Origin of the sequence: Paenibacillus sp. FSL L8-0638 (assembly GCF_038593075.1) — a bacterium.
Taxonomy (GTDB): domain Bacteria; phylum Bacillota; class Bacilli; order Paenibacillales; family Paenibacillaceae; genus Paenibacillus; species Paenibacillus polymyxa_D.
In genome coordinates, this window is record NZ_CP151960.1 from 4,827,964 (window position 1) to 4,842,098 (window position 14,135).

At 47.5% G+C, this 14,135-nt stretch carries 8 protein-coding genes, 15 tRNA genes and 2 rRNA genes; 2 read left to right on the plus strand and 23 right to left on the minus strand.

Annotation, left to right across the window (positions count from 1 at the left end):
- Window positions 1-21: 21 nt before the first annotated feature.
- The 3 genes from sufD to MKY35_RS21490 are packed head-to-tail and all read right to left on the minus strand — an operon-like array spanning window position 22 to window position 2,631.
- Window positions 22-1,305, minus strand: a complete 1,284-nt coding sequence (sufD, locus tag MKY35_RS21480) for a Fe-S cluster assembly protein SufD (protein ID WP_342446688.1) — start codon at window positions 1,303-1,305, stop codon at window positions 22-24.
- Between the two features lie 47 nt (window positions 1,306-1,352).
- A complete protein-coding gene (sufC, locus tag MKY35_RS21485) occupies window positions 1,353-2,129 on the minus strand; it encodes a Fe-S cluster assembly ATPase SufC (RefSeq protein WP_023990247.1) in 777 nt (258 codons plus the stop codon).
- On the minus strand, window positions 2,110-2,631 hold the full coding sequence (locus MKY35_RS21490; RefSeq protein ID WP_069012661.1) for a MarR family transcriptional regulator: 522 nt from the start codon (window positions 2,629-2,631) through the stop codon (window positions 2,110-2,112). The genes sufC and MKY35_RS21490 overlap by 20 nt, the downstream gene beginning before the upstream one ends.
- A 218-nt stretch (window positions 2,632-2,849) precedes the next feature.
- On the opposite strand from MKY35_RS21490, the gene MKY35_RS21495 reads away from it, so the two are divergent.
- Both MKY35_RS21495 and MKY35_RS21500 read left to right on the plus strand, forming a co-directional pair.
- On the plus strand, window positions 2,850-3,065 hold the full coding sequence (locus tag MKY35_RS21495) for a hypothetical protein (RefSeq protein ID WP_342444784.1): 216 nt from the start codon (window positions 2,850-2,852) through the stop codon (window positions 3,063-3,065).
- Between the two features lie 678 nt (window positions 3,066-3,743).
- Window positions 3,744-3,872: a hypothetical protein gene (locus MKY35_RS21500; RefSeq protein WP_258012605.1), complete on the plus strand. Its 129-nt coding sequence runs from the start codon at window positions 3,744-3,746 to the stop codon at window positions 3,870-3,872.
- A 44-nt stretch (window positions 3,873-3,916) separates the two neighbouring features.
- Here the strand turns inward: MKY35_RS21500 and MKY35_RS21505 are convergent.
- The 20 genes from MKY35_RS21505 to MKY35_RS21600 all read right to left on the minus strand — a co-directional run bounded on the left by MKY35_RS21505 (window position 3,917) and on the right by MKY35_RS21600 (window position 14,050).
- Window positions 3,917-3,995 (minus strand) — tRNA-Leu (locus MKY35_RS21505).
- Between the two features lie 11 nt (window positions 3,996-4,006).
- Window positions 4,007-4,081 (minus strand) — tRNA-Cys (locus MKY35_RS21510).
- Between the two features lie 12 nt (window positions 4,082-4,093).
- A tRNA-Gly gene (locus MKY35_RS21515) sits at window positions 4,094-4,165 on the minus strand.
- 7 nt (window positions 4,166-4,172) lie between these two features.
- Window positions 4,173-4,247, minus strand: a tRNA-Gln gene (locus MKY35_RS21520).
- A gap of 10 nt (window positions 4,248-4,257) precedes the next feature.
- Window positions 4,258-4,330, minus strand: a tRNA-His gene (locus MKY35_RS21525).
- A gap of 17 nt (window positions 4,331-4,347) precedes the next feature.
- Window positions 4,348-4,421 (minus strand) — tRNA-Trp (locus tag MKY35_RS21530).
- Window positions 4,422-4,428: 7 nt separating this feature from the next.
- A tRNA-Tyr gene (locus MKY35_RS21535) sits at window positions 4,429-4,514 on the minus strand.
- A gap of 5 nt (window positions 4,515-4,519) precedes the next feature.
- A tRNA-Thr gene (locus MKY35_RS21540) sits at window positions 4,520-4,595 on the minus strand.
- Between the two features lie 22 nt (window positions 4,596-4,617).
- A tRNA-Phe gene (locus tag MKY35_RS21545) sits at window positions 4,618-4,690 on the minus strand.
- Between the two features lie 37 nt (window positions 4,691-4,727).
- A tRNA-Asp gene (locus MKY35_RS21550) sits at window positions 4,728-4,804 on the minus strand.
- A gap of 15 nt (window positions 4,805-4,819) precedes the next feature.
- Window positions 4,820-4,896: transfer RNA gene (locus MKY35_RS21555), tRNA-Met, on the minus strand.
- Between the two features lie 26 nt (window positions 4,897-4,922).
- A tRNA-Val gene (locus MKY35_RS21560) sits at window positions 4,923-4,998 on the minus strand.
- Window positions 4,999-5,066: 68 nt separating this feature from the next.
- Window positions 5,067-5,138 (minus strand) — tRNA-Glu (locus tag MKY35_RS21565).
- 17 nt (window positions 5,139-5,155) lie between these two features.
- Window positions 5,156-5,247, minus strand: a tRNA-Ser gene (locus MKY35_RS21570).
- A gap of 3 nt (window positions 5,248-5,250) precedes the next feature.
- Window positions 5,251-5,326: transfer RNA gene (locus tag MKY35_RS21575), tRNA-Asn, on the minus strand.
- Window positions 5,327-5,391: 65 nt separating this feature from the next.
- Window positions 5,392-8,320, minus strand: a 23S ribosomal RNA gene (locus MKY35_RS21580).
- A gap of 394 nt (window positions 8,321-8,714) precedes the next feature.
- Window positions 8,715-10,270 (minus strand): 16S ribosomal RNA (locus tag MKY35_RS21585).
- The 16S and 23S rRNA genes sit together here with 15 tRNA genes alongside, the layout of an rRNA operon.
- A gap of 456 nt (window positions 10,271-10,726) precedes the next feature.
- Window positions 10,727-11,605 carry a nucleotidyltransferase-like protein gene (locus MKY35_RS21590; protein ID WP_029517195.1) on the minus strand — a complete coding sequence of 293 codons (879 nt, stop codon included), beginning with the start codon at window positions 11,603-11,605 and terminating at the stop codon, window positions 10,727-10,729.
- 111 nt (window positions 11,606-11,716) lie between these two features.
- Window positions 11,717-13,435: a glycosyl hydrolase family 18 protein gene (locus MKY35_RS21595; protein WP_342444785.1), complete on the minus strand. Its 1,719-nt coding sequence runs from the start codon at window positions 13,433-13,435 to the stop codon at window positions 11,717-11,719.
- 183 nt (window positions 13,436-13,618) lie between these two features.
- Complete coding sequence (locus tag MKY35_RS21600) at window positions 13,619-14,050, minus strand: Fur family transcriptional regulator (RefSeq protein ID WP_029517193.1); 432 nt, start codon at window positions 14,048-14,050, stop codon at window positions 13,619-13,621.
- Window positions 14,051-14,135: the final 85 nt, after the last annotated feature.

The following is a 14,135-nucleotide window of genomic DNA, read 5'->3' on the forward strand; positions in this document are numbered from 1 at the left end:
TTCAAGATTCATTTTGATATGCTATGATCTGCCGAGCTTGCTTTCCACTAAATCTTTTAGGCGACTGCGAACACCTTCCAGCGGGATCTCCGAAATGACAGGAGCGAGAAATCCGAAAATAACAAGATGTTCGGCTTCACTCCGTGATATCCCGCGCGACATCAGATAATAGATTTGCTCTGCATTTACTTGCCCCACGGATGCAGCATGACCCGCGGTTACATCATCCTCATCTATCAGCAGGATCGGATTGGCATCGCCGCGAGCTTTAGGACTTAGCATAAGCACGCGTTCTGTTTGCTGACCATCACAATGGGTTGCACCTTTTTCAATCTTTGTAATGCCGTTGATAATGGCCGTAGCTTCTTCAAGCATGACTGCACGCGTAATCATCTGGCTTACCGAGCTTCTGCCAAAATGCTGAGCTTGAGTTGTATAGCTCGATTTTTGATTGCCCGTGTCAATAGCAATCACCTTATTGTCGGAGACCGCCCCGTTGCCTTGTAGCAAAGTCTTGGTATCGCTGGCGGTATAACCATTGTTCATCTCACCGATAATCCATTCCACACCCCCATCAGCAAGAACGACCGCCCGTCGCTGGGTGAAATCTATTGTAGTTGCAGCAAGCTGATGAACCGAAGCTACTTGCACCTTTGAGCCCGCCCCCGCGAAGACCTCCGTCACACCGTTATGCAATACCTTGACATCATCACCACTCGATACACAATTATCCACATAAGTGATCTTGCTGTTGCTCCCTGCCACAATTAAGACGTGAGGAGCAAAACACACATCGCTTGTATCGTTAAGAAAGATCGCTTGAATAGGTGCTTCAACCTCTACACCGTCTGGGACATATAGAAAAACGCCACCACTCCATAAGGCACTGTGTGCAGCAGATAAACGATGTTCTTCTGGCTTTACTGCCTGAAAGAGATAACGTTGAACCAGCTCCTCATGCTCTTTTGCCGCAGTATGCAGATCCGTTAAAATGACTCCCTGGGCGGCTAAGCTCTCGGACAATTTCGTATACACTACATCCGAGTTGAACTGAACGATTAGTCCGCCTTTCACCGGAGAAGCAACCAAACCTCGAACAACCTCCGGCGCTTCCTCCAAACTAGACCACGCATTCTCAGCTTTGTAATCTCCACTTTCGTAGATATCCCATTTTTCAAGATTGATTTTCTCCACTTTAGGCAACTCCAGCGTCCCTGCCAGTTCGAGTGCGTGAACGCGGCGTTCAATCAGCCAACGAGGTTCATCCTTAGCGCTTGACCATGCGCGTAAATCGTCCACATTCATTGAAACTCTAGCTTGTATATCCACGTGCTGTTCCTCCTCTCCGGCTTTTAAGCTTCCCTTACCGTCTCATCCGTAATCCCAAGTTCCTCCTTCACCCAATCGTACCCTTCAGCCTCCAAACGGTGGGCAAGCTCCGGACCGCCAGATTTAACTATCCGGCCTTGCATCATGACATGCACAAAATCCGGGGTAATATAATTCAACAGTCGTTGATAATGGGTGATGATTAAAAAGCCTCTATCCGGGCTGCGCATCTCATTTACGCCATTGGCCACAATACGCAGTGCATCAATATCAAGCCCTGAGTCCACTTCATCCAGGATCACAAACTTGGGTTCAAGTAGCATCATTTGCAAAATCTCATTCCGCTTTTTTTCACCGCCAGAGAATCCCTCATTCAAATAACGATGCACAAATTCCGGGTTCATCTCCAGCCCCTTCATTTTGCTCTCCATTTCACGGATAAAACGGATTAAGGATATCTCATCGCCTTCTTCACGCCGTGCATTGATGGCACTTCTGAGAAAATCCGAGTTGGTCACGCCAGCAATTTCACTTGGGTATTGCATAGCGAGGAACAAGCCTGCCTGGGCACGCTCATCCACCTCCATCTCCAGAAGGTCTTCATTGTCCAATGTCACCTTACCGCCAGTAACCTCATATTTGGGATGGCCCATTAAAGCTGAAGCCAATGTGCTTTTTCCCGTCCCATTAGGCCCCATAATCGCATGAATCTCTCCGCCATGAATCTCCAGTGTGAGCCCTTTTAAAATTTCTTTCCCTTCAATCTTGGATCTTAATTCCTCAATCTTTAATGTCGTCATTTATCGTAAACTTCCCTTCGGAGTATTCTTCGGCACGCGCCACCAAATCACTCATAAATTTTCCAATAGTCTGCAGCTCAACCTCTGAATAGGATTCAATGAATTGGTAAAACCTTTCTTCTTTTTCTTTGTGCATTTCTTTATGCAAATGATAAACGTGTCTTCCCTTATCCGTTAAACTAAAGTAAATCTCCTTACGATTGCTGTTCAGTTGACTTCTCATAATGAAGCCCATTTCCAGCAGCTTTGCACTAATTTTAGTAATGCTAGCTTTGGACAACCCCATCTTCTCCACAATCCCGGTATGATTTATCGGTTCATAATCACCAATGCAATCAATAACATGCACACTAGTAATATTGTTGGAGAGCATGTCAATCTGGTACTTTTTGGCCTGTTGCCGAAACGAGTTAAATTCTTGTTCAGTATACAGCTCATTCAGATGTAGCATTTTAATATATTGCTCGTAAAGGTGACCTTTAAAATGATTTTGAAACTCCAATTTCCCAATCTCCCCTCTCTTGTAGTAGTTGCAGACCAAGTTCAGTGTCCCCATTAGATTTTTTTGTTCACTAGTAAACAAAATTATATTAACACAATTGATATTGATAATCAATATCAATTGTGTTTAATGTGACGCAATTTTGGAGGCGCTTTTCATGGGTTTGTTGTCATTGTCATAGGCCTCATGCTGTGTTTTGACTAGGGCACGTCCCGGAAATGGTTTTGAATACCTCTGATCAATCCTGCTTGGCGGGGGTTGAACAATGGAACCAATTCGGCAGCACCTGGATGGATCTGGTAACCGAAGCCAAGTCCAATACCGTTGCCTATGAACGTCATGGTACACCTGCCACAGACCGGGGTCGCTACCATAAAAAGAGGGCAAAGGTGGTGCTTGGCCGAGCTGTTTTAAAGCCGTATCGCCGCGTTTGAGTACGCTATCGTGAGCATGTATGGCAATGAATAATCCGTCAGTTACCTGTGTCTGGATATGTTATGGGGCCAAAGAGTAACCAAAAACTGTGGTTATTGCTGGTGAATCCGAACAGGCGATGCTCCATTCTAGCCAGCACCGATCTGACACTGGAGGCGACCTAGATCATCGGACATTATACCGCCCGGTTCAAAAACAAATGTACCTTCTGGGCGCTAAAGCAATCCATCGGCGGATTCAGCTACCACTTTTGTAGCAAATCCATTCCGAAGCTCAACCGGTATTTGAAAAAGGATCGGGTTCACCCTCTGGAGTTGTTGGAAGAGGAGAAAGCGCAACGGGACATCCGCCTAACTGTAAAGATGAGAATGGTAAACGATAACCAAAATGGATCCCTACGGGGCTTAAGATAAAAGGAACCAAGAAAAGAGCCGAAATCTTGCTTCAGGAAGCCAGGAAGAATTCTCATATGGAAGGACAAGCACTCGCGGTTGAAAACGAAGATATGCTGTAAGAGTAAAGCGGCTACTCCATCCGGTAATCTGCCACTGGTGGACACGTTCTATGAGCTTCTGATTCGTATGAAGGAATAACAGGAATCCTATCGCTTATCTTCTGACAATTCTTATTGTCTTGAATACCTGGAGTATATTTATGTAGATGTATTAGGGGTAAGCATGAAAGAAGTTCAGGAATGGTTAGGCCACAGCGATTATGCAACAACGGCAAATATTTATTCGCATTTGGAATACAACTCAAAGGTGTCTTCAGCTCAAGCAATGAGTGGGGTACTAAAGCTCAAATAAAAAAAGCTCACTAGAGAATGTCTCTAATGAACTCTTTTAGTTAATACCGGCGAGAGGACTCGAACCTCCACGGTTTCCCACTCGATTTTGAGTCGAGCGCGTCTGCCATTCCGCCACGCCGGCGTATTCAATTATGGAGGCGCCACCCAGATTTGAACTGGGGAATAAAGCTTTTGCAGAGCTTTGCCTTACCACTTGGCTATGGCGCCAGAGTGTAACAAAGCGGACGACGGGAATCGAACCCGCGACCCTCGCCTTGGCAAGGCGATGCTCTACCGCTGAGCCACGTCCGCATAAAGATGGCTGGGGATATAGGATTTGAACCTATGCATGACGGAGTCAAAGTCCGTTGCCTTACCGCTTGGCTAATCCCCAATAAGTAAAGGGCGGCCGATGGGGCTTGAACCCACGAATGCCGGAGTCACAGTCCGGTGCGTTAACCACTTCGCCACGACCGCCGCAAGTAATGAATAATTGGCAGGGGCAGCAGGAATTGAACCCACACCAACGGTTTTGGAGACCGTTGTTCTACCTTTAAACTATGCCCCTATAAAACTGGTGGAGGATGATGGATTCGAACCACCGAACCCGTAAGGGAGCAGATTTACAGTCTGATGCGTTTGGCCACTTCGCTAATCCTCCAAAAATGGTGCCGGCGAGAGGACTTGAACCCCCAACCTACTGATTACAAGTCAGTTGCTCTACCAGTTGAGCTACACCGGCACATAAAATATTCAATTAAAAGTGGCTCGGGACGGAATCGAACCGCCGACACGAGGATTTTCAGTCCTCTGCTCTACCGACTGAGCTACCGAGCCTTAGAATAAGGCTCTTCATTACACGTTATAATACTAATGGCGGAACTGACGGGATTCGAACCCGCGATCTCCTGCGTGACAGGCAGGCATGTTAGGCCTCTACACCACAGTTCCATAATAATTTTTAATTGGTTGCGGGGGCAGGATTTGAACCTGCGACCTTCGGGTTATGAGCCCGACGAGCTACCGAACTGCTCCACCCCGCGACAATAATAAATATTAAATTTTCAAATGGTGGAGGCTGAGGGGCTCGAACCCCCGACCCTCTGCTTGTAAGGCAGATGCTCTCCCAGCTGAGCTAAGCCTCCATACCGAAACACTTTTCATATTATACCATAATAAACTTTTTATTGCAAGTTTTTTTATAATATTTTTATGACCCGTAGGGGATTCGAACCCCTGTTACCTCCGTGAAAGGGAGGTGTCTTAACCCCTTGACCAACGGGCCATGCTACAAATGAATTATGGCGGAGAGAGAGGGATTCGAACCCTCGAGACGCTTTTGGCGCCTACACGATTTCCAATCGTGCTCCTTCGGCCAACTCGGACACCTCTCCATATGGCTCCCCGAACAGGACTCGAACCTGTGACAACTCGATTAACAGTCGAGTGCTCTACCAACTGAGCTATCAGGGAATATTAAGCATTTGTTTCAAGGTTACACCCTGAAAACTGGATCCGAAACTTATTGCGTTTTATCTTAGGATAAGCCCTCGACCGATTAGTATTGGTCAGCTCCATGCATTACTGCACTTCCACCCCCAACCTATCTACCTCGTCGTCTTCAAGGGGTCTTACTAATTGGGAAATCTCATCTTGAGGGGGGCTTCACGCTTAGATGCTTTCAGCGCTTATCCCTTCCGTACATAGCTACCCAGCGGTGCTCCTGGCGGAACAACTGGTACACCAGCGGTACGTCCATCCCGGTCCTCTCGTACTAAGGACAGCTCCTCTCAAATTTCCTACGCCCACGACAGATAGGGACCGAACTGTCTCACGACGTTCTGAACCCAGCTCGCGTACCGCTTTAATGGGCGAACAGCCCAACCCTTGGGACCTACTTCAGCCCCAGGATGCGATGAGCCGACATCGAGGTGCCAAACCTCCCCGTCGATGTGGACTCTTGGGGGAGATAAGCCTGTTATCCCCAGGGTAGCTTTTATCCGTTGAGCGATGGCCCTTCCATGCGGTACCACCGGATCACTAAGCCCGACTTTCGTCCCTGCTCGACTTGTAGGTCTCGCAGTCAAGCTCCCTTCTGCCTTTGCACTCTTCGAATGATTTCCAACCATTCTGAGGGAACCTTGGGGCGCCTCCGTTACTCTTTAGGAGGCGACCGCCCCAGTCAAACTGCCCACCTGACACTGTCCTCGCACCGGTTCACGGTACCAAGTTAGAACCTAGATACGATCAGGGTGGTATCCCAAGGATGCCTCCCTTCAAGCTGGCGCTCAAAGTTCTACGGCTCCCACCTATCCTGTACAGATCGTACCCAAATTCAATATCAAGCTGCAGTAAAGCTCCATGGGGTCTTTCCGTCTTGTCGCGGGTAACCTGCATCTTCACAGGTATTAAAATTTCACCGGATCTCTCGTTGAGACAGCGCCCAAGTCGTTACGCCATTCGTGCGGGTCAGAATTTACCTGACAAGGAATTTCGCTACCTTAGGACCGTTATAGTTACGGCCGCCGTTTACTGGGGCTTCGGTTCATAGCTTCGCCCGAAGGCTTACCACTCCCCTTAACCTTCCAGCACCGGGCAGGCGTCAGCCCGTATACTTCGCCTTGCGGCTTCGCACAGACCTGTGTTTTTGCTAAACAGTCGCTTGGGCCTTTTCACTGCGGCCCCCTCGGGCTATTCACCCTACCGAGGCACCCCTTCTCCCGAAGTTACGGGGTCATTTTGCCGAGTTCCTTAACGAGAGTTCTTCCGCGCGCCTTAGAATTCTCTTCTCGCCTACCTGTGTCGGTTTGCGGTACGGGCACCTTCTCCTGGCTAGAGGCTTTTCTTGGCAGTCTGAGATCATGACCTTCGCTACTACAATTTTCGCTCCCCATCACAGCCCAGCCTTAACGATGTGCGGATTTGCCTACACACCAGCCTCACTGCTTAGACGGACATCCATCCGTCCGCGTCACTACCCTACTGCGTCACCCCATCGCTCATAACGGATTACGGTGGTACAGGAATTTCGACCTGTTGTCCTTCGACTACGCCTATCGGCCTCGCCTTAGGTCCCGACTTACCCTGAGCGGACGAACCTTCCTCAGGAACCCTTAGGCTTTCGGCGGATCTGATTCTCACAGATCTTTTCGTTACTCATACCGGCATTCTCACTTGAATGCAGTCCAGCGCTCCTTACGGTACACCTTCAACCCGCATTCAACGCTCCCCTACCCCTGATGCAATGCATCAAGCCATAGCTTCGGTGGTGTGTTTAGCCCCGTTACATTTTCGGCGCAGAGTCACTCGACCAGTGAGCTATTACGCACTCTTTCAATGGTGGCTGCTTCTAAGCCAACATCCTGGTTGTCTGTGCAACTCCACATCCTTTCCCACTTAACACACACTTGGGGACCTTAGCTGATGGTCTGGGCTGTTTCCCTTTCGACAATGGATCTTAGCACTCACTGTCTGACTCCCGGAACTAAATCTATGGCATTCGGAGTTTGACTGAGCTTGGTAACCCTTGCGGGCCCCGCACCCAATCAGTGCTCTACCTCCACGATTCTTCTTTCCGAGGCTAGCCCTAAAGCTATTTCGGGGAGAACCAGCTATCTCCGGGTTCGATTGGAATTTCTCCGCTACCCCCACCTCATCCCCGCATTTTTCAACATGCGTGGGTTCGGGCCTCCAGTGCGTGTTACCGCACCTTCACCCTGGACAGGGGTAGATCACCCGGTTTCGGGTCTACGTCCACGTACTAAAGATCGCCCTATTCAGACTCGCTTTCGCTGCGGCTTCAGCTCTTCACCTTAACCTTGCACGGGAACGTAACTCGCCGGTTCATTCTACAAAAGGCACGCCATCACCCATAGATCGGGCTCTGACTTCTTGTAAGCACACGGTTTCAGGATCTATTTCACTCCCCTTCCGGGGTGCTTTTCACCTTTCCCTCACGGTACTGCTTCACTATCGGTCGCCAGGGAGTATTTAGCCTTGGCAGATGGTCCTGCCGGATTCATACGGGGTTTCACGTGCCCCGCACTACTCGGGATCCGTCTCGGAGGGAACAAGTTTTGAACTACAGGGCTTTTACCTTCTCTGGCGGGCCTTTCCAGACCTCTTCATCTAACCGGTTCCTTTGTAACTCCATGTGAGACGTCCCACAACCCCAAGGAGCAAGCTCCTTGGTTTGGGCTAATCCGCGTTCGCTCGCCGCTACTGACGGAATCACTATTGTTTTCTCTTCCTCAGGGTACTTAGATGTTTCAGTTCCCCTGGTCTGCCTCTATTCTGCCTATGTATTCAGCAGAAAGTGACTGTCGATGAAGACAGCCGGGTTTCCCCATTCGGACATCCCCGGATCAAAGCTTGCTTACAGCTCCCCGAGGCCTTATCGTTGTTCGCCACGTCCTTCGTCGGCTCCTGGCGCCTAGGCATCCTCCGTGTGCTCTTTGTAGCTTAACCTAGTATTTACATCGTAAATACGATTTGCTTTGAATTTCGGTTCAACACTTACGTGTGAATGAAATTCAAGGCAGCTACCTTTATTTCACTTGTTTACACAAGATCAGCTTAAAGGAATATTCTAAAACGCAATTTCGTTTCGGTATCCAGTTTTCAAGGTGCAATTCGCTTCATCGAAGCGAAACCCGATGAATATTTCGGTTCCACACGAATGTGTGAATGAAGTATTCGTCGAAGCTTGAGAGTTTGAACTCTCAAAACTGAGCAACGAGTGAGTAAGTTTAGGATATTCATTTCATTCACACGAACGTGATGAACCGAATTGAATATCCGGTCGCAGGTACATGTACCTGCTAATTTGAATGTTTCCATCGCAGGAAACGATTCTCCATAGAAAGGAGGTGATCCAGCCGCACCTTCCGATACGGCTACCTTGTTACGACTTCACCCCAATCATCTACCCCACCTTCGGCGGCTGGCTCCCTTGCGGGTTACCCCACCGACTTCGGGTGTTGTAAACTCTCGTGGTGTGACGGGCGGTGTGTACAAGACCCGGGAACGTATTCACCGCGGCATGCTGATCCGCGATTACTAGCAATTCCGACTTCATGTAGGCGAGTTGCAGCCTACAATCCGAACTGAGACCGGCTTTTCTAGGATTGGCTCCACCTCGCGGCTTCGCTTCCCGTTGTACCGGCCATTGTAGTACGTGTGTAGCCCAGGTCATAAGGGGCATGATGATTTGACGTCATCCCCACCTTCCTCCGGTTTGTCACCGGCAGTCTGCTTAGAGTGCCCAGCTTGACCTGCTGGCAACTAAGCATAAGGGTTGCGCTCGTTGCGGGACTTAACCCAACATCTCACGACACGAGCTGACGACAACCATGCACCACCTGTCTCCTCTGTCCCGAAGGAAAGGTCTATCTCTAGACCGGTCAGAGGGATGTCAAGACCTGGTAAGGTTCTTCGCGTTGCTTCGAATTAAACCACATACTCCACTGCTTGTGCGGGTCCCCGTCAATTCCTTTGAGTTTCAGTCTTGCGACCGTACTCCCCAGGCGGAATGCTTAATGTGTTAACTTCGGCACCAAGGGTATCGAAACCCCTAACACCTAGCATTCATCGTTTACGGCGTGGACTACCAGGGTATCTAATCCTGTTTGCTCCCCACGCTTTCGCGCCTCAGCGTCAGTTACAGCCCAGAGAGTCGCCTTCGCCACTGGTGTTCCTCCACATCTCTACGCATTTCACCGCTACACGTGGAATTCCACTCTCCTCTTCTGCACTCAAGCTCCCCAGTTTCCAGTGCGACCCGAAGTTGAGCCTCGGGATTAAACACCAGACTTAAAGAGCCGCCTGCGCGCGCTTTACGCCCAATAATTCCGGACAACGCTTGCCCCCTACGTATTACCGCGGCTGCTGGCACGTAGTTAGCCGGGGCTTTCTTCTCAGGTACCGTCACTCTTGTAGCAGTTACTCTACAAGACGTTCTTCCCTGGCAACAGAGCTTTACGATCCGAAAACCTTCATCACTCACGCGGCGTTGCTCCGTCAGGCTTTCGCCCATTGCGGAAGATTCCCTACTGCTGCCTCCCGTAGGAGTCTGGGCCGTGTCTCAGTCCCAGTGTGGCCGATCACCCTCTCAGGTCGGCTACGCATCGTCGCCTTGGTAGGCCTTTACCCCACCAACTAGCTAATGCGCCGCAGGCCCATCCACAAGTGACAGATTGCTCCGTCTTTCCTCCTTCACCCATGCAGGAAAAGGATGTATCGGGTATTAGCTACCGTTTCCGGTAGTTATCCCTGTCTTGTGGGCAGGTTGCCTACGTGTTACTCACCCGTCCGCCGCTAGGTTATGTAGAAGCAAGCTTCTACATAACCCCGCTCGACTTGCATGTATTAGGCACGCCGCCAGCGTTCGTCCTGAGCCAGGATCAAACTCTCCATTAAAGACCAACCGAAGTTGGTTTATAGAAAGAGCGATAAGCTCATTTTGAAACTGACGAGATAAAAGATATCTCTTGTTTGATTTTGCAAGCAAAATCGTTTTACTCACTCGTTGTTCAGTTTTCAAAGATCAAACCTACATAACATCTTACTTTGTTTCACCACCGCGTCTCAGCGGCGACTTAAATAATGTAACACATAACCTCATTTTTCGTCAAGTTTTTTTTTGAAAACTTATTTTTTCCGCTTGATGCAACACGTTTATCCTGCTTTAAACAGTTCAAAACTATTCATGCTGCTTAATGGGGCGAGTTATAACTTATCACATATTTTATATACTCGTCAACCTAAATTAATAATTTATATTTTTTAACTATTTATAAATACTAGATCATGTGCAAAAAAAGGAAGAAAAGTCGGTTTAACAACCTTTCTTCCTGACAAATCAACCCCTGTACATCAAATAAGGGAGTAACGCAGTTCACGATTTTGCCCGCGATCCCTAAAATCCCCGGCAGCTGTTTCTCTAATAAGTGAACGATATACCAGTTTACGGAGCACGACGGTAAGATCCAATTGGAGATTCTTTAGCTCAGGATGGTTAATAAGTTCATTTATAGACCAAGGTTCCCGTCTGCTGCCTAATATACGGAATAGCGGAGAGGAGCACTCCTCCATTTTTGACATAACTGAAAATTCACAAGCAAGCAGTACTAGTTCAACCCGTTGTTCCAAGGTTTCCGTACTTAATGTGAGTTCGTTATACAGTTTGTCAATTGTTCGATCCAGAGGCTGTACCTGAACCCATAAGTGAACCTTTGGATAAATCCCCCGTTCAATGAGTTCAATAGATGCCCAATGATCCAATGCTTTCAGAACACTTTGATAAGCGTCAATGATCCGCCCTTCTCGCACCGCTCTTTTACCATGAACGTAATTGACCAGAAAGCGGGAGAACTCATGAAATCGCTTCTGCTCCCGCAGTGGATCGTTAAAATCAACAATTTCCTGTCTTAAAAAGCGAACCCTGTCATCCCTTTCCCAGACAATACGCCCTTCTAGCACATAATCTATAATGTTGGCTTGTTCACCAGCGATAATCCATTCCTTCAGACAACTGAGCGTTGCGTACAACACTTGGCATCTTAAACCATTCATAAATAAGTGTTGAATAGAACGGACTGGCTTGGTGCCTTCTCCAATAATTAGAATGAGTTCATCAAAGTCATACAACATCGAACCGTGAAAATACTCTCCCGGTTTTCTGTACGAAATAATACCTATCGAATCCTCCTGCAACAATTCATCATATATCAGGTTTAATTTGGTTAGCTGCACTTCTCCCTCCATACCTGCAAGGCGGCTATGACCGCAAATTGGATATTTGGATACATGTGATCATTTCTACATAAATAAGAAACTTCCTTCTTCAATTGTAAATTTTTTATCTTATTCACTTATTTTTTTCAGTGTTATCCAAGCGTCTTTATCTGCAAAGCTTCGATTCCACACACCAATTCCTCCGAGCTTCAGCGATTTGGCAAGTTCTACTCTTGCCTTCAGAGATACCTGATCCTCCAGCCAAATCTTTTTGACTACGCCGTCTTCTGTATACTCGACATAATTCTGGCCTTCGGAAGCTCTAAACTTGGGATTCAACTTAAATTGGGCTATGATATTGGCTGCTGACTCCATACCAAGTGATTTGGAGGTGACCTTAATCTTCCCTTCTTTGGGAGTCTCGGACCACACGCGAGTATATAACGGAATACCTAAAACCACTTTTTGAGACGGCACTTCATCTTCCCGAATAATTCGCTTAATTGACGCTTCCGTCCATGGTAACGAGGCGACGGAACCAGCTTTTGGACTAGCCGCCCAATGCTCATCATACGCCATTACCATGATATAATCTGTTATAGTCCCCAATGCCTTTCGATCCAAAAAAACAGACCACATCTCACTTTGAGATTTAGGCGTAACATCAATGGACAGTATCAAATCATGTTCCCGAGCCATCGGTTTAAGTTCACGCAAAAATTGGGTGACATTGGGACCATCCTTTGTATGAACATTTTCAAAGTCGATATTAATACCGTCCAGATCATTTTCTTGAGCAAGTGAAATCATCTGATCTACAATCGATTTTCGACGTTCGAAGGTAGACAAAGCTTCTGTTGTTAGTTCGGGATTAAAACTGTTGCTCAACAACCCCCAAACCTCCATACCCTTGCGATGTGCCCAGCTGACATAGGCAGGATCCGCCTTGCTTTCTACAGTGCCCTCATGATCGACGACACTGAACCACGTAGGGCTCACCACATTTACTCCAGGCATAGGATCAAACTTGGAAGGATCGGGCTTGCGATTATAGACGGCTTCCCAAGCGAGATTCACTGGTCTACCCTCCCAATGCTTCTCCGAGATGGACAAATCGTCCTTAACCGAAGGAATCACAAGCTCTTCTCCTTCAGCGATATGGTCTGATTTAATGTATCCTGCATAGCCATTGTCTAACTGCACAAAACACCAATCACCCTGTTGGGACCAGATACGTACTTTCGTCTCCTGAGGTACATCTGTCAAAATAAAAGATAGGCTAGAGGCTTCTTTACGTAAGGCAATTCTAGCATCCTGTTGCCCATCCTTCTTTTCTACATTACCCAGCCTGACCTTCTCGCCGGCCTTCATCAAGATAACGGCACCCGTTACAGAGTCTTCGTGTATAGAAACGCCGTATACTTCACGTACAGCTTCTATCGGGATATATACCTCTCCACTGATCACCTGAGGGGCTGCGCTCAGCGCATATGTTTTACCATTCAATTCCCCTTGTGCCTTCGAAACCTTCATATAGAGCAAGCTTTGTCTCGTCGCCATAATGACGGTTTGGCTGTCATCCTCATAGCGAACCGAAGGATCAATTTGACTTTGCACCAATTTAAGCGGCATCAGCATGTTCTTGCCGGAGCTTTGAGCTTCATACCCAGTCAACTTGCCCTGCATAAAAATAGGACGGACACTGCCCTGCCAATCGGGTTTCTCATGAAGGGGATTACCAAACCATACGACAGTAATTGCGCATATAATCGCTGCAAATAATAGTAGGCTTGCCGCTCCTTTGAATCGTGAACGTTTACGGCGGCGTCTGGAATGATTTCTGGCCAATATTGAACCTCCATTGTATGAACTTTGAATTCCGTATTTTGTAACCTCAACAGATTACTTGAAACAAAAGTAAAGTGATTTAAACAAAAAAACGCGGTAAATCCCCGCTTACGGGGAATTGCTCACGTTTCCAATCCATTACAATATATACATACCGTACAAAAAACTCTATTCCTTGTTTCGTTACGTTTGTTTGTTACTACAAGTTTTGCATACTCCGTGTAACTCCATACGATGCCCATGTACTTCGAAGCCTGTTTCCAACGCAGCATGACGTTCCACATCAGCCAAATAGGGATAACTGAAATCTTCAATTTTTCCGCATTTTTCGCAAATGATGTGATAGTGCTCCGAAATATTGGCATCATAACGACTGGCGTTATCTCCATAGGTCAACTCATGTACCATACCCGCTTCTATAAACATCTTTAAGTTATTATAAACCGTAGCCACACTCATACTTGGAAACTTGGACTCAAGCGCTCGATATATTTCATCTGCAGTCGGATGCCCCATGGTTTCCATCAAATAGTTTAATATGGCATGACGCTGGGGTGTTATGCGTACACCTGTCTTCTTTAGAAGTTCCAAAGCATGCTGGACGCGTGCTGCCATATATGTCCACCGCCTTATCCCTTACTTACGATCCTATCAATTACCACGCATCTATTTATAACTTACTTCTAAACCTACTCACATT